This is a genomic window from Agrobacterium sp. 22-223-1 (assembly GCF_053522385.1).
In genome coordinates this window covers 489,257-508,948 of sequence record NZ_JBNWCN010000002.1, presented here as the reverse complement: position 1 = coordinate 508,948, position 19,692 = coordinate 489,257, and the positions used below count along the sequence as shown (strand labels likewise).

The following is a 19,692-nucleotide window of genomic DNA, read 5'->3' as shown; positions in this document are numbered from 1 at the left end:
GGCTTTCCCGCTGTTTTCAGCGCGCTGTCACAAAATTAGATTTCATTAAAATGCAATCTATCGACTTAAACGGCCCGCAAGAATGGGTCGCTATGGTGCCAGGCACAAGACAAGACAATTGTGCAGGGGCAAGGACATGGCGAAGAGAACAATCCGTCTGGCAAAGATTTTTGCCGTCGCTGCCGGCGTGGCGGCAAGCGTTGCGACAACGGCATCGGCCGTCCAGCTCGGTGGCCTTGCCCAGAAGCCCGGCGCCTCGCGGCCCGGCCAGTTCATGACCACGAGCCGTCCCACCATCGCACCCATTGCCTTCGCGAAATTCTGTGAAAGCGCCGCCGACCAGTGCCTCCGGATTGGCGACCGCGATACGGTGGAACTGAGCAAGCAGAAGCGCACGGAACTCCAGCGCATCAACGCCGAGATCAACACCTCGATAAGCTATGTCGGGGAGCAGGACGGCGAAGACGACTGGAAACTGAACCCGGCAAGCGGCGACTGCGAAGATTTTGCGGTGACCAAGCGGCAACGCCTCCTGCGCGCCGGCTGGCCTTCGGGCGCCCTGCGCATCGCCACAGCCCGCACGACGGATGGCATAGGACATGCCGTTCTGGTCGTCAGCACCAGCCAGGGCGATCTGGTGCTGGATAACCGCACCAATGTCGTCAAGCCGTGGAAAGCGGTGGATCTGAAATGGATCAAGATCCAGTCGCACGAGGACCCGCGTGTCTGGCTGAAACTCTAGAACACGGTTTCAGGCTGAAGCCGCCCTTTCGGATGGCAGGCATTTCGGTTGCCGGTTTAAGGCAACGTATCTTTCGCCCATCAAAGCGGGTATTCTTTCCCCGCAGAATCGACGCGTAAACGCAGCTTTGGCGGGTGATGCGACAGCCGCCTTCAACGCTCTTGACCTTGTGCGGGAGAGACAGTATCGGCAGCTATGCCCAAGGTGCTCAACTGGATTCGCGGTCGTAAACAACCAGCCTCCCGCGACGACCGGAGGCGGCGCAGAATTGACCTTGGCGACAAGCCGGCCTCCTTCCCGATCTATGCCATTGGCGACGTGCATGGCAGCCTCGACTTGCTATTGCAGGCGGAGCGGAAAATCCTTGCCGATCTGGGACCCGACCCCTCTCCCGCGCTGGTCGTTCTCCTCGGCGACTATGTCGATCGCGGGCGCGATTCCCGTGGCGTTCTCGAACATTTGCTGCAGCCGCCGCCCGCGCCGCTGCGCCGTATTGCGCTTTGCGGCAACCATGAGCAACTCTTCCATGACTTTCTCGAAAATCCGCAGCAGAATATGCACTGGCTGGACTTTGGCGGCCGCCAGACGCTTTTATCCTACGGCGTCGATATCGACTATTTCCTGCAAAATGGCCGCCTGAGACTGCAGCCATTCAGGGACGCCCTGCTCGGTGCAATTCCGCAGACCCACCGCCAGCTTTTATCCAGCCTGCCGATCTACGCCCGGATAGGACCCTATATTTTCGTGCATGCCGGCTTGAGACCGGGATTGCCACTGGAGGCGCAAACGGATGAGGACATGCTCTGGATCAGGGAGCCGTTCCTGTCACAAGGGGCCGGGCTGGACCTCGTCGTCATCCACGGCCACACGCCGGTAACCGAACCGGAAACCGGCCCGCAACGGATCGGCATCGACACGGGTGCATTCACTACCGGCAGGCTTACCGTTCTCAGGCTTTCGGATGCGGGCTTGCACCTGATTGGTTGAGCGCGCGTTGCCCACCAGCGTCAGGCCACACCATCCGGATAAGGCCCGATGGCGGCGTCAGGGCTTAGTTTCAACCAGCCTGCCTGCCACTCAGAATATCATCGAGGACCGCCATTTGCTGGCGATTCCATTCAATTGCGTCCTCAAACGCCCTGCTTCCCAGTTCCTGCCGCTGATCGCGGCTGGAGGCGAGCTGCAGGATCGCGTCTGCGAAAGCCCGATGGTCATTATCCTCCACAATGACCACGCCGCGCCGGTATCGTTCTGAAAGTCCCCTCACACCTGTGCGGGTGCTGATTGTCGGAACACCGGCAGCCAGGGCATCGAGCAATTTTATATTGATGCCTGTTCCGAGCGTGATGGGATTGATGGAGAGCGGCGCGCGCGCGAAGGCGTCCTTCAAATTATCCACGCGCCCGAGCTTGAGAATACCTTCCCCGTCTTCGATCTTGCCGCATATGCCGCCCGCCAGAACCAGACGAATATCCGGCCGGGCAGCCCTGACCAGCGGCATGACGTTCTGGAGGAACCCCTTCAGGGAAATGATGTTGGCGTCGTTGCCGGAACCGAGGAACAAGAAGTCGCTCGGCGTGAAGTCTTCCACTCTTCCACCGAGATCGAGAATATGGCTGACGGTCGCAACAACCGGTGGCTCTGCCCCCAGCCGCTGCCTGAACGCGCGCTCCTCTTCCTCCTGAATGGCGACAACCACATCCGCACGGCGGAAAGCCTTGCTCTCCACGGCCGGCGGAACGGAGAACCAGTATCCATATTTGTTCGCGGTATTGACGAAAGCCTTGTGTCGGTCAGCGAAGGAATCATGGGTATCGAGAATGCGCAGCACACCCTTCGGCAATCCCAGGAACGCCCGCGAATGAAAGGCATATTCGACAATGACAGCATCGAGACCAAGCCGGCGCTGAAGGTCCCGAACCTGCCGGCCGATTTCGGGATAATAGAACTCGTCGAGGTGATTATAAAAACCGCTGTCGTGACCGAGAAGGCGGTGGACCTTTCGAATCGCTCGAAACGCTATGACTTCAGCTTCGAAACCCAAATCCCCGATAAGCCGTGTTTTAAAACGATTCCGCTGCCGTGACACGAAATGCAGGCGTCCGGAACCGAATTCCACTTCATGCACGACCGGATCGAAATCGGCGGCAATCGGCGTATCAACATAGACGAAATGCACCTCATGTCCCAGGCTGCGAACGGCACGTGTCAGCTGGAGAATCCGGCTGCGGTTACCCTCTGACGCAGGAACGGCGGGAATGGCTGAGACGAAAGCAACTTTCATGAGAACGATTGATTCTGTTTTGGAAAGGACTCGAAAATCTGAAAATTGTTTTTTGACAGACTGAGAACATCAGGCAATTTCCGCTGGACCTGCTCACGAAGGTCATCAGCATTATCGACGAACTCCATCAAGGCATTCCTGATTCCGTCATCGCTGTAGAAGGCAGACGGAGCGAGCAGTTCCGACGAAGATAGGGCGAAATGCTGGTATAGCCCTTCGAATTTCCCCTGATAGGCGATACATATGACCGGAACGCCTTTACCCAGCCCTGCTATGGCGAGATGCATGCGCCCACTGACAATTCCATCCAGTTGCGCTGCAATACCCTTGAGAACGGACGCGGACCACTTGCCGTTCAGATATCGAACCCTATCTGCCAGCGAATCAGGAACCTGCCCGGCAATCGCCTGAAGGCAAAATTGGTCACCGAAACCCTCCCGGTAATCATGCGGCATAAGCAGCCAGCAGACGGGTCGTGCACCCGCCACGAAGTGCAATGCCTCGGCTCCACGCTTGATGATGGTATCGACCTGGCTGCGGTCAGCATTTTTGAACAGCATGGGATGCAGGTTGAAGCCCATCACCCTGTATCCCTCGTCACGTTTCCGTTTGATCCAGGAGACGGTGTCTTCATCCGGTTCTGAGGCAACAAGGCTAAACGCCGAATCGGCAACCAGTACCGCATTCGTCCTGGCGAAGGATTGCAGGCGGCTGAGGGAAACCGGATCGCGCACATTAATTGAGACGTCGGGATGCAGGGCGCTATAAAACATAGCCAGAGCGGGATGAGGCGCTTGATTGAAGCTGAAACCGAGGATGACATTTTTTATCCCGGCAGCCGCAGCCAAATCAGCACTTGCCAGGAGTTTTGCGCTGACCAACGGATGGTAATATCCATCCATCACATCCGCCCCAACCACCACGACGCAATCGTATCGCCGCGCTTCAAAGTGATTTAGAAGTGCTCCGGAAAAATCAATTTCGCCAAAGAGATCGACGGGATTAAATCCCCTTTGGCGAACCAAGTCCGCGGCACTTGTTCCCTCGACCAGTATATCGACTTCGACATCAGGATTTCTTGCGCGAGCATGCTGAACTGTCGCGGTGATCATGGCATCGTCGCCGATAGAGCCAAAAACGGAATAGGGATCGCAGGCGACAATCAAAACCCGATTTATATGATCCCCACCGGGGAGTTTTTTTATACGTCGCTTCTGCTCCTGCAGCGCGTGAAAGGAGTGACGAATGGCAACATCCTGATTGCGGCGTTCATTGTACTTCACCCATTCACGATGTAGCGGCGCGGGAATGATTTTTTTTATGAGCTTACGCATTCACTTCCTTCCGTGGGAGTACCTTGCTCGTGACGAAAAGAAGGGCCGACCGCGCCTGCGTTCGGGCAACCAGCGCTATGAGCAAAAAATAAGTTAAGACGAAAATGGATCCAAGCAGTATTGCAGACATGAAATCGCCTAAACCCAGGGCGGCAATTTCAGGGCGCATCCATTGAACGATGACAAAGCAGAGACCGCTGGCTGCAAAACTCGGCAGAAGCAGAGACATTATTCTTCGGAGCGACACGCCCAATTCGCGCGAAACATAAAAGAACGTAAAGGGCGTGGAAGCAAGCTGGCCAAATACGTAAACAATGACGAGTTCATCGATACCGTCTGTCGGTATGAAAACAATCATCAGAATTGTGGCAATCGATTTGACGGCACCGGCAATCAATACCTTGTTGGGGCTGCCGCGTGCGGAGAGAAACGGGCCATTTTGAAATTGTACACATTGTAAAGCACCGAGAAGCAGCAGGGGTCTCGCGATCTCATCTGCCCCTTGCCACTGCGCCCCAAACAAAACGCGGCAAATCTCCGGCGTCAGTGCCGCAAAAAGCACGAAGGCTGGTGTCGAGACGATTGCGGATATTGCGATCAACTGCTTGTAAAGTTCCGCCATGCGTTCACGCTCGTGCGAGACGCGCGAAAGCACCGTCAGCGACACGTCATAAAGTGCCGACTGAAGCAATTGCATGAGAAGTTGATAAAGGCGGCTGCCGACGGTGTAGAGACCGAAGAGCGCGACCCCGTAACGCCCCAGGATCATGAAATCGATCAGGCGCGTGGCCGCGAAATCGACAATGCGAAGGCCGAGCGCCGACGAACCGAAGCGAAGCAGTTCGACGAAGGTGCCGGGATTGAGAGCGGTGCCCGGCAGCCAATGCGGCTTTCGCCAGAGCCAGATCAGCGTGACGAGGGTGGCGACATAGGTCTGGACGACAAGGCTCCAGACGCCCATGCCCATGATCGCGAAAACAATCGCCACGCCGCCGCCGACGATGTTCGATATGAAGGTTCTGATTGCCAGCGGCTTGAAAGCCAGTGCGCGGCGATAATTCACCTCCTGAAACATCGATGCCGTGTTCAGCGGCAGCAATATGCAGATAGCCACGATGACCGGCGCCAGCCCTTCGACCTCGAACCAGCGTTCCAGTTCCGGTGAGAACACGCAGACGGCAATGGCCAGCAGCGTTGCCATCGCAACCGAGGCATAAAAGGGCAGATTGACGTCGCCGGGTTCCAGGTTGCGTTTCTGCACGATCGCATCTGCGAATCCGAACTCCGACACCATCTGGATCAGCATCAGCACCAGCCCGGCGGTGGCGACCATGCCGTAGTCGGTAGGACTGAGGAAACGGGCCAGAACGATGAAGAGAATGGAGGTGAAAAGCTTGCCGCCCCAATTCTGGACGATGGACCAGAACACGCCTTTCAGGGCAGCATTGCCTATCGACGTAGCTTCGGACATCAATTCACCACTCGTAAAGCCGGCCGCGTCGACGCAACATGTGCAGCGACCGCAAAACAGTCGACGCCCAGGCCGTGAAAGCGGAGGCTGCCCTTATTGCTTCCCACCATATGCTCTCTCCTTCGAAGAAAACCGCTTCAACGGACCGGGTCCGTTGCCGGTTAAGATGCACGCAGGGTTCGGCTTTGCCTGTAGCTCGTCAGGACGTCCTCATAGAGTTTCACATAATTTTCGCCGACCCGACGCGAGGTGGATTCTTCGACGATGTTTCCGAAATCCGCCTCCGTCGGCAATTCTTCGCGCGAGAGTGTCAGCACCCGGCGGATACGGGCGGCAAGGTCGGTGGCGTTGCCCGGCTCGAACAGCCAGTCATGGTTGGTCTCGCCGATCAGCTCCGGAATGCCGCCGGAGGCTGCGCCGATGACCGGAACGCCCATGGCATAGGCTTCGTAGATCGTGCGTGGCGAAGGTTCGGCCCAGAAGGAAGGAACGATGAGCACGTCGATCTCTTCGAGAAACTCCTTCGGTTTCGCCCAACCGACGAATTCGATCGGCAGATCGCCGGCCTGAGCCGTGAAACGTTCGATCGAATCGTCCATCGCATGGCCGGCGACCAGACAGCGCCAGTTGCCGTGGCCGATTTCCTTGAAGGCATCGACCATGTTGCCGACGCCTTTTTCCGTATTGATGCGACCAATATAACCGAAGGTCAGCGGTCGGCCAGTGCGGTCGATCTGCCGGCGGGCGACGGGATCGCCCTCCGGAACCGTGCAGGAATAAAAGATGACGCGACGCAGGCTTTCCGGAATGTGGTGGAAAAGCCCGTGATTGACATGCGTCTTGAGGATTTCCGTGCCGACGCTTGCGACAGCGCCGATATAACGCTGGGTGAATTTCTTGGTGAAATTCACCGCCTGACAACCGAGATGGATGTGCTCGCAGGGCTTGCCGCCCTTGAACATGGCGGCGTTGCCGCACAGGAGATCATATTCGCAGATCGTGTGAACGATCGGAATGCCGCGCTTATTCGCCGCCCGCCACACCAGCGTCGTCACATCCAGCAGTGAGTGGGTGTTGAGAACGTCAGGTTTGAAATCGTCGAGAACGGCCTCGAACTGCTTTTCGACGTCGAAATTCCACTGCTGCTTGAGCTTCTGCATGCGCCGCTGCTGCGGCGAATATTGCGGCCAGTCCTCGAGCCAGAAATCGTTATTATGGAACATGCGGTAGACGGTGACGCCGTTGCGCATGGTTTTCGGTTCGGCCTGCCGCTCGATACAGGCGGCGCCGACCGTATGTCCCATGGAAACGAGTTCCTCGGCGAGATGTTCGACCGAGCGTTCGCATCCACCAACGATATGCGGCGGATAAAGGCTGCTAAGATGGAGAATTCTCATGCGGATACGCTCTGTTTTCCTTCATCGAAAATCTATGGCGTCCATCCCGGGCTCGTTCGTCTCCCTTCATTCCAAGAGACCAGTGAGACATCTGCAAAAATAAAAGAGCCGGAGCAGAACTAATGTTTGAAAATATGAATTACCAAAATCTACTTTTCAAAAAGCACGGGAATTGGCGGCATTTCAAGTGATTTTTTTCGCGGCGCGGTAAAAGCCATGCGGTGTTGCGAAAAGAACAGGTCTCGTGTTACGGTTTAGCCACTTTAAAGTGCAGGCAATCGGGAGAAATCGGTTGCGTTGCAGCTGGTGATCATATTCGAGTTGATAATATCTGTTTTATTTCAGAGACATGGATTTCAGGGCGATTGTAGATGCCGAAAACTTCCAGGACATTCTGATCTCGACGTATTGAGAGGCATCATCGCCATTTAAACGGCGACGTCCATGTGTTGACGTCTGGCTTACATTTTCTCCGGACACACCAGGAGGCGCAGATGAATGGAAAAATGCCGATCGCCATGGGCAGCCTGACACGGCGCAACCTGCTTTCAGCCGCGCCGCTTGCATTGGTCGCCGCCTCCGGTTTGCAAGCCATTCCCGCACGGGCGCAGACGGTTGCTTCAGCCAATGCCGAAGCCTTTCTGGACAGCGTAGGGGTGTGCGGTCACTTCACCCGTCCCACGGGCATCTATCCCGAACAGTTCGAGCGGATCGTGCCCGAACTCGAAGCACTGGGCGTCCGGCATCTGCGCGATGACGGGCTCATCACCGCGAGAGACAGTCGCGACAGCCCCGTCTTTCGGCGGCTGCGCCGGATCGTGGCGGCGGGTGTTCGCCTCACCATTATCTGTTACGACAATCTCAACCCTTACGTTTCCACGCCGCTCGACAGGCTGGCGGATTTCTACGACTGGTGCGACGCGGGTATCGATATTTTCGAGGGCAGCAATGAACCGAACCTGACGAAGGATCCGCAAAATGCTCCGCGTATTTCGGCGGAGCATCAGGCGGCGCTGCACGACACCATCCGTTCGGTTCCGCGCCTGAGTGCGGTGCCCGTTGCGGCGCCAAGTTATGTCCTGTCGAACAGAGCGCTAGCGCTGGACCTGAAAAATGCCTGCGATTACGGCAATATCCACGCTTACGCCGGGATGGAGCATCCCGAAACGACCGGTCCGGGGGCACTCTCGAAATCCGTCGCCGCTTCGGCGCATATAGCGGCCGGCAGGCCGGTGCTCGCCACGGAAATGGGCTACCATACCTCGCTGCAAACCAAGACATTTCATTTCCCCGTCACAGAAGGCATCAAGGCGCGCTATATGCCGCGCATGCTGCTCTGGTGTTTCATCAGCGGTATCCGCCGGTCCTACATCTATGAAATGGTTTCAAGCTTCGCCGCCGATGAGACAAACCCGGAATCCTCCTTCGGCCTCCTGCGCCACGATCTGAGCCGCACCCCGGCTTACGAGGCCGTTCGCGCCCTTCTTTCCCTCTGCAGGGCAGAACGGCAAACCGGACCGGAGCAACGACAGCTCGATTTCCTCACCGCCGATTCCCAAAGATTGTCCCTTCACCTTACAAGAACGGACGGTGCTTTGCTCGTGCCTGTCTGGCTTGGAATTTCCGGCTGGCAATGGCCGGCCCGCATCGAAAACCCGCCCGCCGAACGGGTTGCGACATTTTCGGTGGCCGGCCAGCATAGTCATGTTATCGCACACCGTTTCCGCGATGATGGCTCCGTGAGCCAGCAGACAATCACGCAGGAAAGCGGGCAATACCGGCTTTCGGTCAGCGACCAGCTGACGGTTCTGGAAGTTTTCTGAATGGCGCACAGGAAATGCCGCATCGCAAAATTGTGTGTATCGCGCCTGTCCATTGCATGATAGCCTGCTTGAATACCGGACTTCCGCCCCGCAAAAGCGGCCGCAATATAATACTAAATATATCTTTATTTTTATAGATTGACGATGATGAAAAACTTTAAAGAAGCGCCCGCTGCCGGGGCGCAGCGTCTTGATGTTCTTCAGGTGATGCGCGCCGTCGCGGCAACCATGATTGTTGCGCTGCACGCAGACGTGAACTGGCAATTCACGCTTTTCCCACTGCATCTGCTGCGGCTGGGCGGCGGTGTCGACCTGTTTTTCGTCATTTCCGGCTTTGTCATCGTTTATGCGTCCCGGCCCTATTTCGCAGCGACAGGCGGTCGTTCGGCGTTTCTGCTGCGCCGGTTTCTCCGCATCGTTCCGCTTTACTGGTTTGTGCTGACCCTGCGGCTTGCCATGGCCGCCAGCGTGACCCTTATCAGTGCAAAGGCCTTCCCGCCGTTACAGTCGATCCTCACCTCCTACCTGTTTATTCCCTATGACAGCATGGGTTATGGCGACGCATATCCGTTTCCGCTGATCGATCTCGGCTGGACGCTGAATTACGAGATGTTCTTTTATATCGTTTTCGCATCGTTCATTTTCCTGCCGCTGGAGCGCGCGGTATTCACGACAGCCGGCGTGCTGTTTGCCGCCGTCATGATCGGCTCCGCCTTCGATCTCGGCCTGCCATTCAGCTTCTGGTTCCAGCCGATCATTCTCGAATTCGTCGCGGGCATGTTCCTGGCAGTCCTCTTCCTGCGAGGCGTTCGCCTGCCGCCCCTGCTAGGGCTTGCAACGGCCCTGTGCGGCCTGGCGATCTGGATGCTGACCGATCTGAACAGGATAGGATTCCAGTGCGATCCCGGCTGTTATTCCTTTTCGCGACTGCTCGTTTTCGGCGGCGGCGCGATTTTGCTGATGGCGGCGGCGACCTTGACCAGAAACATCTCCCTGCCCCGTTTCGCACGGCCGCTGGCAAAACTCGGCGATTCATCCTATGCGCTCTACCTGCTGCACCCGTTTATTTTCCGGGGCTTCAAGATTGCGCTCGGCGGCGTCACGTTCCCGCCCGAGTGGAGCAACCTCGTTTATCTCGTCATCGTCGTCAGCACCGTCGCCATAGCCCACACCTTCCACGTCTTTGTCGAAACGCCGGCCAATATCTGGCTGCGTGACCGGCTGATAACATCGCCACGGAAAATCGCCGTGTCATGAACAAACTAGAGAAAGGCACGGGCGGCCGTTAACAATAGCTGAGGGTTTGCGCCGCAGGTTTATTTTAGCGCTTGATCCTTTGCTTGGGCTGTGCGATTTAAAAAGAAATTTTAGATGTTGGGTAACCTTGCCCGGCATTGGATGTATTTAAAGTCGTATTTTAAAAGATTTGGAGAGTTGGATGCCCCGCATTCGTAACGGCTCGATGTTCGTTGGTGCGATGTTTATTGCCAGTATGGGTCTCTTTTCCGCTGTCGCCAACGCACAGAACGTGGAAACCGCACCGCCGGCCGCACCGCAGCAGGCGCCCTCGGTTGAGAGCGCTGCAACAGGCGCACCCGTCAAGGCCGCCGATGAAACCACCGCTGCATTTCTGAGCCGCGTAAACGCTACCAATCCGGACACGGTTTCGATTGCCGCAGCGGAACTGTTCAAGCAGTCTCCGACGCAGGGGACGATCAGGGATCTGGTCACCATCGCGTCCAGCACGGATGCGGCAACGGCCGACGTAACCGGAAAAGTGACGAGCGGGTTTCCGATCATCGCCGTTTCCACCAGCGCGGCACAGTTCTCCGAACAGCTTTCCGGCCTCATCCTGAGTGACTCCGGCCAGTTGCCAACCATCGTCGCACTGGCCCAGAAGGTCGGCAACAAGGACTTTTCCGAAGTCGTCGGCGAAGGCCTGGCGCTTGCCCACGCCACCGCGATGAGGAACGGCAATACGATACTCGCAGCAGCCATCCAGTTGCAGATAAAGGGCGCCAACGTACCCGCCGATCTCCTGATAGCCTTTAGCGAGAATATCGAGGGAACGGCTGCCGGTCCGGCCGCCCCTGCGGCGGCCGCAGCGGCGGCCTCGCCGATCGGCGGCGCCGGTTCCTCGCCGGCAAGCGCCAACAGCATCGGCGGTTCGGGAACGGCAGGTGCCGCAGGCGGTACCGCACAGGCGGGTGGCGGAAGCCCGCCGGCTGGCCGCGGCAGATCGCTTTCAACCGGCAGCACCAGCACGACGACGAGCACAAGTCCCGTTTGAGTTTGGCTTTGTCGCCTTTCCCGTGAGGAAGGCTGCCGCCAGTTCTGTGATGCAACCGTGACTTGGCGGGCCCTGCGCCCGCCGAAAAGAGCGAGGCTGACAGTTGTTACAAAGGCACGATCCCCTGACGATGGCTGACTACGATAAAAACGGGCTGACGGCCGAATTTATCGATATCGACGCCGTTCTTGCGATGATCCGCCGGCAGTGGCGCATCGTGCTTGCCGCCGTCGCAGTCGCCGGGGCAATCGGCCTCGCCTTTGCCGCAACGGCCGTTCCGATCTATTCGGCGACGGCGACGCTGCTGATCGACCGCAACAACAGCCAGATTGTCGAACAGCTTTCGACGATCGGTGGCGTCATAGAGGATGAAGCTTCCATTCTCAGCCAGGTCGAGGTTCTGCAATCGGAAACCATCGGGCTTGCCGTTGTCGATAGTCTCAACCTCACGGAAAATCAGGAATTCAGGGCAACACGCGCATCACTTCTAAGCTCGATATTCGGCACCATCCGCTCACTCGTCAATGTTTCGCAATGGTTCTCGCCAACGAAGAAAAAAGAGGCGGTGGTTGACGATGGAACCCTGAAGAGATCGCTGTCGGACCAGCTGCTCAACGGCCTCAGCGTCAAGCGCATCGGCCGGACATATGCGCTGGAACTCACCTATAATTCGACATCGCCGGTTCTCGCCGCGCAGATCGTCAATGCCGTGGCCTCGGCCTATCTGGTGGACAAGCTGAATTCCAAATACGAGGCGACGCGGCGGGCCAGCGACTGGTTGTCCGACCGTATTGCCGAGCTGCGCCAGCGGGCGCTCGAAACCGATCTGGCCGTGCAGAAGTTTCGCGCCGAACATAATCTGATCTCGACCGGCAATGACGGCCTGCTCTCCGATCAGCAGTTGGCGGAATCCAACAGCGCGCTGATTTTGGCGCAGTCGGAAACGGCCAGGGCGCGGGCGCGGGTGCAACGCATCGAACATATTCTCGCCACCGACGATGTCGATGCGGTCGTTACCGATATTCTCGACAGCTCGGTCGCCAACGATCTGCGCAAAAAATATCTCGAAGCCTCCAAGACTGAGGCGGAAATTACCAGCAGGCTCAGCAGCAACCACATTCAGGCGGTGCGTCTGCGCAATGAAATGCAGGAATACCGACGGTTGATGTTCCAGGAAATCAGCCGCATCGCGCAAAGTTACAAAAGCGATCTGGAAGTCTCGGAAGCGAGGGAAAAGTCGCTCGCCGAAAGTGTCGCCAAGGCGACCGACATCAGCAACTCTGCCAGCGAGACACAGGTTCAGCTGCGCGAACTGCAGCGCGAGGCCGAAACCTACAAGAACATGTACCAGACCTTCCTGCAGCGATATCAGGAAGCGATGCAGCAGCAATCCTTCCCCGTGACGGAAGCGCGCGTGATTTCCAAGGCGATGCCGCCCAGAATTCCGAGCAAGCCGAACAAGCCCATCATTTTGGCCCTGTTCATGATCATGGGTGCTGCGGCCGGTGGCGGTATCGCCATGTTCCGCGAATTCCGCGACCGGTTTTTCCGCACTGGCGAACAGGTTCGCGATGTTCTCGGGCTGGAATTCCTCGGCAATACCCCGCTCATCCAGAACAAGGCCGTAATAGAAGATCAGGAAGGCGGCCATCCGGCCCTGACGCGCCCCACCAGCGTTGCGCGCTACGCGGTCGACCATCCGCTCTCCTCTTTCGCCGAAACCCTGCGCAGCACCAGGCTTGCCATCGATCTCGGTATTCCCGCCAAAAGCGGAGCGCGCATTGTCGGTGTCGTCTCAGCCTTGCCGAGCGAAGGGAAATCCACGATTTCCATCAACCTGGCGCAGTTGCTTGCCGGGCAGGGTGCGCGGGTCCTGTTGCTGGATGCCGATATTCGCAATCCCGGCGCCACACGCGCCATGGCGCGTCACGCGAGCGAGGGTCTGCTCGAAGTATTGTTGGAAGGCCGCAGCGTGCAGGATGTGCTGCTTCGTGACGAAAAGACACGGCTCGCTTTCCTGCCCACGGTGGTCAAACAGCGTGTCCCTCATTCCTCCGAACTGCTGACCTCGGCGCAGATGCACAAGCTGCTGGCCGAAGCGAGCAACGCTTTCGACTATATCATCGTTGACCTGCCCCCGCTCGGGCCGGTGGTCGATGCCCGCGCCATGGCGGGGCGGATCGACGGTTTTATCTTCGTCACCGAATGGGGCAAAACCGCCCGCAGGGCAGTGCGGAACACGGTGGAGAACGAGGTTCATATCCGCAAGAAATGCCTCGGCGTCGTCCTCAACAAGGTGGACACCGAAAAGCTGAAGCTTTATCGCGCCTATGGTTCGAGCGAATATTATCATTCGCGCTATACACGATATTACCATGACCAGGCGTGACGGCGTGATGCGCCTGCGGAAAATCCTCGCGGTCGTACCGGTCCTCGTCATTTCCATCTTTGTCCTGTCCGTCGCCGCGCAGGCCTTTTCGCAAAGCCGGCGTTTTTCCGATATTGTCGCATTGGCGCGGATCGCCGACGACAATAATGGCCTCGCGCCTGATCTCCTTGCGGAAACGGTCCCTGAACTCCAGCCCATCGTCACCGAGAAAATCTGCCGTTCGGATATCGTCAAAGCCGGACTAAGGCTCGTTCTGGCCGATCTCGATGCAAATGGCGTCGATCCGACACCCGATTCCGGCGCGGCGCGTCTCGGTTTTGCCGAGACCTTTATTCGCCATTCGCTCTCTTGTTTTCCCGCAAATGGCGATGTCTGGCTGCGTCTTGCCATGGTTCGTTCGCTACGCAACGCCTCGCCCATGGAAGTCGCCGTGCTGATGAACTTCTCCCAGCTCTATGGGCCTGCCGATGCCAATCTGATCCGTGGGCGTTTCGTGATGTGGCAGCAATTTCCGAAGAACACCTTGCCCGAGGCCGAGGCGTCCCGCGAGGCGGATACGGCCGTCGTCTGCGGCAGGCAGGGAGAAATCCTGCGATGGACTCTGGCGGAAGTCTGCCCAAAGCCACCGCCGGCAGACACAAAACGCCCTGCGCCGCTGTCATGATCTGAAACGATGAAACGGCTGAGCCTCGTCGATATTCGCGGCATAGCCACCACAAACAATTCCGACAAAGCCCAAAGATATGTCGCTCACCGAAGCCCGATCAGAACCGCTCTCCTCCTCGCAGCCCCCACTGGTGGCGGTTCGGGACTATGTTCGGCCGATCGCAATAGTCGCATTCTGGGCAATATTTCTGCTGGCGCTTCTCAATAGGGGCGCAACGGAAATAGAAAGTCGCATCGTCGTCACGGCCGCGATCTATCTCCTGCTGGTGCCAGCGATCCTCCTGTTCGGACCTCCGAAGGCCAGTGCGGGCAAGGTATTCGCGGCAGCCTGCCTTTTATTGGGAGCGCTCATCGTTCAGGTGCTGTTGCAGGCCTTCTCCATACCCGGCATCGCGCGCGCCAACCCGGCATGGTCCACCGCCGCCATGTTCATGCAGAATGCGCCAGCCGCCACAATCTCACTGACGCCGGCCGATGACCGGCTCGGCCTCATGAGCGCCGCCCTGCCCTTCGGCGCCTTCATGGCCGGCCTCGTGCTTTTCGACAGCGACGAGCGTGCGGCGAAGACGCTGCGATGGTTCGCAATCGCTGGTGGCTGGCTCGCGCTGTTTTCCATCGTGCAATTCGTGCTTTTCCCCGAAGCTCTCGGCTTCATCCAGAAGCGTTTCTACCTCGGCAGCCTCACCGGCCTTTTTGTCAACCGCAATACCGCCGCGACCTTCTTCGGTCTCATTCTTCTCACGCTCGCCGCATTATTGCACAAAAGCCTCCTCGCTCCGGATTGGGCCAGGGTAAAGGCGCTCGTGGCAAATCGCCTGACCGTGCCGGCAGAGCAGAAACAGCTCATCCGCAGGGCCGCTTTTCTCAGCGTCCTCGCGGGCTTTTGTTTCATCGCGTTGATGTTGACGGGATCGCGTGCCGGCATCGGCTCAAGCCTCGTAGCGCTGATTTTGCTGATCCTGCTGATTGTGTTCAACTCTCCCGCCAGAACCGGCCGCAATGGGGCCTCCAGCCGGCGCAGGCAGCGCGGGACGAGACGTCGTGCCGCGCTCCTGATCGCAATCGCCATCGCCCTCTTCGCGCTTTTCGCCAACCGGGTGGCGCTTCGCATGGAAACGCGTTTGGAAGACGATATGCGCTTCTGCTACATGCCGGGCATCGCCCGCGCCATCGCCGACAATTGGCCGCAGGGGTCGGGCCTTGCAAGCTTTACGGAAATCTATGCGCCCTATCATGTGGCGCGATGCGGGGTGGACGCCGTCGTCACCCATGCCCACAATGTCTACGCGGAGGGATTGCTGACACTCGGTGCGGCCTTCCCGTTTTACCTCGCTTTTTTTGTGCTCATCCAACTGGTGATTTTCGTTCGCGGGGCACTGAAGCGCAGAAATTATCGTTATGCCTCTCATCTCGGCCTTGCCGCGCTGCTGCTCGTCCTGCTGCATTCGACGCTTGATTTTTCGCTGCAGATTCCGGGCTTTGCCATGGCCTATGCCGTTTTCCTCGCCCCGGTCGTCACGCTTTGCCTGAACCCGCCCGGAATGGAGCGGGAGGGTCGCAAAAGGCGGAGACAATTTCCGGAAGACGCTGCAATGCCGGCGCCGGGCCATTCAGACCAGACAGTACAAACGCCGCTTCGTCTGCAATAACGGATCTCGCGGATGCAAAACAGGTTTCGTGATCTTAAAGGCGCAGGAATTTGAGCATGCGGATATTGCAAGTAACCTCGCTGTTTTCTCCGGATCGGGTGGGCGGTGCGGAAATATTCGTGGAAGACCTTGCGCGCGGACTTGCCGATAAGGGGCACACGGTCGCAGTGGCCGCCATCTCCCGTGAAGAGCAGGCAGCACAACAACGAGACGGTTTCACCATTCACCGTCTCGGGCATACCACGCCGTTCTTTATCGGCGACTGGGGGCAACAACCGGAATGGAAGCGAAAATATTACAAAATCGTCGTGCAACTGGATCCGCGCCTCGTTCGCCGGCTTGCGCGTGTCATCGATGATTTCCGGCCGGACGTGGTCAATACCCATTCGCTATCGGAACTGACGCCGCTGATCTGGCCGATGATCCGCAGGCGCGGCGTTCCGCTGGTTCATTCGCTGCATGATTTCACGAGCATGTGCACCAATGGCTCCCTGTTTCATGACGGGCATATCTGCGATGGCAGCAGCAAAAAATGCCGTGCCTTTTCTTATCTCCACCGGCGTTGCCAATGCGCGGTCGATGCTGTCGCCGGCGTCGGTCGCGATATCGTCGAACGCCATGTGCGGGCCGGCTTTTTCACCCATGTTCCCGAAAACCGCCGCACGGCGATCTGGAACGCCATCTCACCGCCAGATTCGCCAGAACCGCACATTCCCCGCACGCCCGGCGAGCCGCTGGTTTTCGGCTATCTGGGCCGCATCGAAGCGGCGAAAGGGGCTGACTTGCTGATAGAAGCGTTGCGGCTTTTGCCACCGCAGGGCTGGCGGGCTGTCATGGCAGGCCGCGCGCCGGATGGTATCGAGACCTATCAGCAAAAGGCAGCCGGCCTGCCGGTCGAATTTCCGGGCTATGTGGAGGCCGATCGTTTCTTCGCCGGCATAGATTGCCTCATCGTACCGCCCCTATGGCCGGAGGCCTTCGGCCGCACCGTCGCTGAAGCCATTCTGCGCGGCGTACCCGTCATCGGCGCAAATCTTGCGGGTGTTGCCGAACAGATCGGCGCGGACAGGCCGGAACGCCTGTTCGCCCCGGACAATGCCGCCGAACTGGCCGCGCGCATGGCAGAGGCGATGCGCAATCCCGCCATGCTTGCGGAAACACCTGAAACCCGGGAGAGAATTCGCCAAGGCGTTGAGCCTGAAGGGGTCGTCGCGGCCTATGAAAAGCTCTATGCGGATGTGTGCAAGACCGCATGACCGTGACGACAGCGTCCCTCCTCAGGCTGCGGCTCCTTGCTTGAAAAGCCGCGCGTAGCTCTCCGCCGCCTTCCGCCACGAATATAATTTGCGGTTTTCATAACCCGCCTGGCGGAGATTTTCTGCCAGTTCCGGATTGTCCAAAAGTCGCTCAAGCGTGTCGAGAAGGCTTTGAGCATCCGCTGGATCGAAAGTCAGGGCGCCTTCGCCGGCAATCTCCGGTGTTGCCGAACGATTGGAGCAGACGACCGGGCATCCCAGCTGCTGCGCTTCCAGCACCGGCAGGCAGAAGCCTTCATAGGTGGAGGGGACGCAAAGGCAGGCTGCGTGACGGTAAAGTTCGGCCAGTTGCCGGTCATCTATGCCGGAAAGCCGGATCAGCCGGGCCTTCAATTCCGGATCATCCAGCGCGCCGGCGATTTCCTCCGCCTCGTCGCGGCCAACATGCACGATGCGCAAATCCAGCCATTTTTTACCGAGTATGGCAAAGGCTTTGCCCAGGAGAGCGAAATTCTTATTGGACGTCGCGTTTCCGACCGCGAGTATGTAGCGTCCGGGAACAGGCGGCACCGTGTCGAAAGCCCCGGGATCGACATTCAGCGTGCTGTCGGAATGAATGGTAAGGCTCTTATCGGCAGCGGCGGGATAGAAACGTCCAAGATCCTTCCGCGTCGCTTCGGATACGCAGATGACCCGATCCGAACCGGCCATCATCAGCTTGAAGATGAAATCGGTCGTCAGGGTCGCCCGCCAGCCGATCTGTTCGGGAATGGTTTTGAAATAAAGATCATGAACAAGGGTGAGACGCCGTTTGCCGCCGAGGGGACTTCCGAAAGGATCGGCATTAAACAGCACATCGATACCGTGCCGGCGGCAGAGCGCGGGCAGCATCGCAGCCTGACGCACCACATCGAAAACCATGACGCGCGGCCGCGGAGTCTCGATGAGCTGCAACCGGCTGTCGCGCAGGTTTTCAGGCAGTTGCGCCCGCGTCCAGGGAGAACGCAGTACATAATCGTCACCCGTCTGTTCCAGCAACCGCTCCAGCAGGCTGAAGGTCACGCGGGCCACACCGGAGGCCTTGCCGCCATATTGGCTCGGCATGTTTACGAGAATGCGCATCCTGGCCCTTCCGCCTGCCGGCATTGCCTGTTCCTGTTGATCGCCGGGCGAAACCTCACGCCGCCTCCGTCAGCAGCGCGGAAACGGAGCGGCAGGTTTCCTCCAGCGAGAAACGCTGGCTCACATCCTCCCGCCCCTTTTGCGCCAGCCTTTCCGCCAGAGCCGGTTGCGACAGGACACAGCCGATCGCCGCCGCCAGCGCCGATGCATCCCCCGGCGGCACAAGAAGGCCGGTTTCGCCGTCACGGATGATCTCGGTAACACCGCCGCCGCGCGTGGCGACAACCGGACGCCCGCACATCATGGCCTCCACCACCACCCGGCCGAAGGGCTCGGCAACAATCGAGGTATGAGCAACCACATCCATCGCCGACATCAGTTCCGGCACATCCGGGCGGAAACCGAGGAAACGGACGCGACCGTCGAGACCGAGACGGGACGCCTGTTCGCGGATGCGCGCCTCATAGGCCTCCTGCCCGAAGAGCGCACCGCCGACGATGACCGCCTGCACGCCCTCCATCGCCGCAATCGCGTCCAGAAACACATGCTGTCCCTTCCATTCGCTCAGCCGGCCAAAAAGGCCGACAAGCGGTTGCGGACCAAGGCCCAGTTCCGCACGCAGCCGCGCGGCGGCGCCAGGCTCGTAAACCCTTGCTTTCGCAGGGTCGAAGCCATTGTAAACGATGCGAACCTTATCAGCCTCGCCGCCGGCCTCGATGAAAGCCCGGCCCGTCTCTTCGGAATTGACAGCCACCAACCTGGCGAAAAGGCGCGCAAATGCCAGCGAGGCGCGGCGATTGGTGGCGCTGAAAGCCGGATCGGTGACGATATCGTGTAAAATCCAGACGAGCGGCCGACGGCTGAGCTTCGCGGCCAAGGCACAGACGAAAAGCGCCTTTTGCGAGTTGGCGCAGATCACATCATAGCGCCTCGCCTCCCGGCTCAATTGCCAGGCAACCGCCATCACATCGGCCGCTCCGCGCAACAGGGTCCCGAAGGACGCATTTCGGCGGATCGACAGCATTTTTTCTCCAGCGGACAGCATGATCGGAGCTCGCCCCGCATCAACGAGATCGTCTGCGGCCGCACCGCCACTGAGAAAACAGGCACGCCAGGAGTGTGGGCCCGCCTTGACGAGGTCCGTCAGAAAAAGTTCGGCGCCGCCCTTCTCTCCGGTATGGCTGACGAAAAGAGCGGATGTCATGACATCTCCCCTGCCGGATGAGAGGACCCACGACGCATCTGTCTATAATTGCGGGCATGACGAGC

General features: G+C 58.6%; 15 protein-coding genes. 9 read left to right on the top strand and 6 right to left on the bottom strand.

What is annotated here, in order from left to right:
- Window positions 1–136 precede the first annotated feature (136 nt).
- Window positions 137–742, top strand: a complete 606-nt coding sequence (locus ACQZ60_RS14410) for a transglutaminase-like cysteine peptidase (protein ID WP_080854412.1) — start codon at window positions 137–139, stop codon at window positions 740–742.
- Window positions 743–937: 195 nt separating this feature from the next.
- Entirely contained in the window at window positions 938–1,729 is a 792-nt protein-coding gene (locus ACQZ60_RS14405; protein ID WP_448735496.1) for a metallophosphoesterase family protein, read from the top strand.
- A 70-nt stretch (window positions 1,730–1,799) separates the two neighbouring features.
- Here the strand turns inward: ACQZ60_RS14405 and ACQZ60_RS14400 are convergent, their stop codons facing one another.
- From ACQZ60_RS14400 to ACQZ60_RS14385, 4 genes are all read right to left on the bottom strand, one after another.
- Complete coding sequence (locus ACQZ60_RS14400; protein ID WP_448735495.1) at window positions 1,800–3,026, bottom strand: glycosyltransferase family 4 protein; 1,227 nt, start codon at window positions 3,024–3,026, stop codon at window positions 1,800–1,802.
- Window positions 3,023–4,360 (bottom strand): polysaccharide pyruvyl transferase family protein, encoded by a 1,338-nt coding sequence (locus ACQZ60_RS14395; RefSeq protein ID WP_448735494.1) that lies wholly within the window; start codon window positions 4,358–4,360, stop codon window positions 3,023–3,025. Before ACQZ60_RS14395 ends, ACQZ60_RS14400 begins: the two co-directional genes overlap by 4 nt.
- Window positions 4,353–5,831, bottom strand: coding sequence for a lipopolysaccharide biosynthesis protein (locus ACQZ60_RS14390; protein ID WP_448735493.1), 1,479 nt, complete (start codon window positions 5,829–5,831; stop codon window positions 4,353–4,355). Before ACQZ60_RS14390 ends, ACQZ60_RS14395 begins: the two co-directional genes overlap by 8 nt.
- Window positions 5,832–5,992: 161 nt before the next feature.
- Window positions 5,993–7,228 carry a glycosyltransferase family 4 protein gene (locus ACQZ60_RS14385; protein WP_448735492.1) on the bottom strand — a complete coding sequence of 412 codons (1,236 nt, stop codon included), beginning with the start codon at window positions 7,226–7,228 and terminating at the stop codon, window positions 5,993–5,995.
- Between the two features lie 494 nt (window positions 7,229–7,722).
- Between ACQZ60_RS14385 and ACQZ60_RS14380 the strand changes: the two genes are divergently transcribed.
- The 7 genes from ACQZ60_RS14380 (at window position 7,723) to ACQZ60_RS14350 (ending at window position 17,301) form a co-directional block, all read left to right on the top strand.
- The gene (locus ACQZ60_RS14380; protein ID WP_448735491.1) at window positions 7,723–9,051 is read left to right on the top strand and encodes a hypothetical protein; all 1,329 of its coding nucleotides are present in this window, start codon (window positions 7,723–7,725) and stop codon (window positions 9,049–9,051) included.
- Between the two features lie 144 nt (window positions 9,052–9,195).
- On the top strand, window positions 9,196–10,308 hold the full coding sequence (locus ACQZ60_RS14375) for an acyltransferase family protein (RefSeq protein ID WP_448735490.1): 1,113 nt from the start codon (window positions 9,196–9,198) through the stop codon (window positions 10,306–10,308).
- A 181-nt stretch (window positions 10,309–10,489) separates the two neighbouring features.
- Window positions 10,490–11,341: a hypothetical protein gene (locus tag ACQZ60_RS14370; RefSeq protein WP_448735489.1), complete on the top strand. Its 852-nt coding sequence runs from the start codon at window positions 10,490–10,492 to the stop codon at window positions 11,339–11,341.
- A gap of 130 nt (window positions 11,342–11,471) precedes the next feature.
- Complete coding sequence (locus ACQZ60_RS14365; RefSeq protein WP_448735488.1) at window positions 11,472–13,730, top strand: polysaccharide biosynthesis tyrosine autokinase; 2,259 nt, start codon at window positions 11,472–11,474, stop codon at window positions 13,728–13,730.
- On the top strand, window positions 13,717–14,394 hold the full coding sequence (locus ACQZ60_RS14360; RefSeq protein ID WP_448735487.1) for a hypothetical protein: 678 nt from the start codon (window positions 13,717–13,719) through the stop codon (window positions 14,392–14,394). The genes ACQZ60_RS14365 and ACQZ60_RS14360 overlap by 14 nt, the downstream gene beginning before the upstream one ends.
- A 79-nt stretch (window positions 14,395–14,473) precedes the next feature.
- The gene (locus tag ACQZ60_RS14355; RefSeq protein ID WP_448735486.1) at window positions 14,474–16,045 is read left to right on the top strand and encodes an O-antigen ligase family protein; all 1,572 of its coding nucleotides are present in this window, start codon (window positions 14,474–14,476) and stop codon (window positions 16,043–16,045) included.
- A gap of 56 nt (window positions 16,046–16,101) precedes the next feature.
- A complete protein-coding gene (locus ACQZ60_RS14350; protein ID WP_448735485.1) occupies window positions 16,102–17,301 on the top strand; it encodes a glycosyltransferase family 4 protein in 1,200 nt (399 codons plus the stop codon).
- 21 nt (window positions 17,302–17,322) lie between these two features.
- On the opposite strand, the gene ACQZ60_RS14345 is transcribed toward ACQZ60_RS14350, so the two are convergent.
- Entirely contained in the window at window positions 17,323–18,423 is a 1,101-nt protein-coding gene (locus ACQZ60_RS14345) for a glycosyltransferase family 4 protein (protein ID WP_174057935.1), read from the bottom strand.
- Window positions 18,424–18,478: 55 nt separating this feature from the next.
- Entirely contained in the window at window positions 18,479–19,627 is a 1,149-nt protein-coding gene (locus ACQZ60_RS14340; protein ID WP_174057936.1) for a glycosyltransferase family 4 protein, read from the bottom strand.
- Between the last annotated feature and the right edge of the window lie 65 nt (window positions 19,628–19,692).

Coding starts and splice junctions, on each gene's coding strand:
- ACQZ60_RS14410 (WP_080854412.1), top strand. CDS start 137: ATGGCGAAGAGAACAATCCGTCTGGCAAAGATTTTTGCCGTCGCTGCC.
- ACQZ60_RS14405 (WP_448735496.1), top strand. CDS start 938: ATGCCCAAGGTGCTCAACTGGATTCGCGGTCGTAAACAACCAGCCTCC.
- ACQZ60_RS14400 (WP_448735495.1), bottom strand. CDS start 3,026: ATGAAAGTTGCTTTCGTCTCAGCCATTCCCGCCGTTCCTGCGTCAGAG.
- ACQZ60_RS14395 (WP_448735494.1), bottom strand. CDS start 4,360: ATGCGTAAGCTCATAAAAAAAATCATTCCCGCGCCGCTACATCGTGAA.
- ACQZ60_RS14390 (WP_448735493.1), bottom strand. CDS start 5,831: ATGTCCGAAGCTACGTCGATAGGCAATGCTGCCCTGAAAGGCGTGTTC.
- ACQZ60_RS14385 (WP_448735492.1), bottom strand. CDS start 7,228: ATGAGAATTCTCCATCTTAGCAGCCTTTATCCGCCGCATATCGTTGGT.
- ACQZ60_RS14380 (WP_448735491.1), top strand. CDS start 7,723: ATGAATGGAAAAATGCCGATCGCCATGGGCAGCCTGACACGGCGCAAC.
- ACQZ60_RS14375 (WP_448735490.1), top strand. CDS start 9,196: ATGATGAAAAACTTTAAAGAAGCGCCCGCTGCCGGGGCGCAGCGTCTT.
- ACQZ60_RS14370 (WP_448735489.1), top strand. CDS start 10,490: ATGCCCCGCATTCGTAACGGCTCGATGTTCGTTGGTGCGATGTTTATT.
- ACQZ60_RS14365 (WP_448735488.1), top strand. CDS start 11,472: ATGGCTGACTACGATAAAAACGGGCTGACGGCCGAATTTATCGATATC.
- ACQZ60_RS14360 (WP_448735487.1), top strand. CDS start 13,717: ATGACCAGGCGTGACGGCGTGATGCGCCTGCGGAAAATCCTCGCGGTC.
- ACQZ60_RS14355 (WP_448735486.1), top strand. CDS start 14,474: ATGTCGCTCACCGAAGCCCGATCAGAACCGCTCTCCTCCTCGCAGCCC.
- ACQZ60_RS14350 (WP_448735485.1), top strand. CDS start 16,102: ATGCGGATATTGCAAGTAACCTCGCTGTTTTCTCCGGATCGGGTGGGC.
- ACQZ60_RS14345 (WP_174057935.1), bottom strand. CDS start 18,423: ATGCGCATTCTCGTAAACATGCCGAGCCAATATGGCGGCAAGGCCTCC.
- ACQZ60_RS14340 (WP_174057936.1), bottom strand. CDS start 19,627: ATGACATCCGCTCTTTTCGTCAGCCATACCGGAGAGAAGGGCGGCGCC.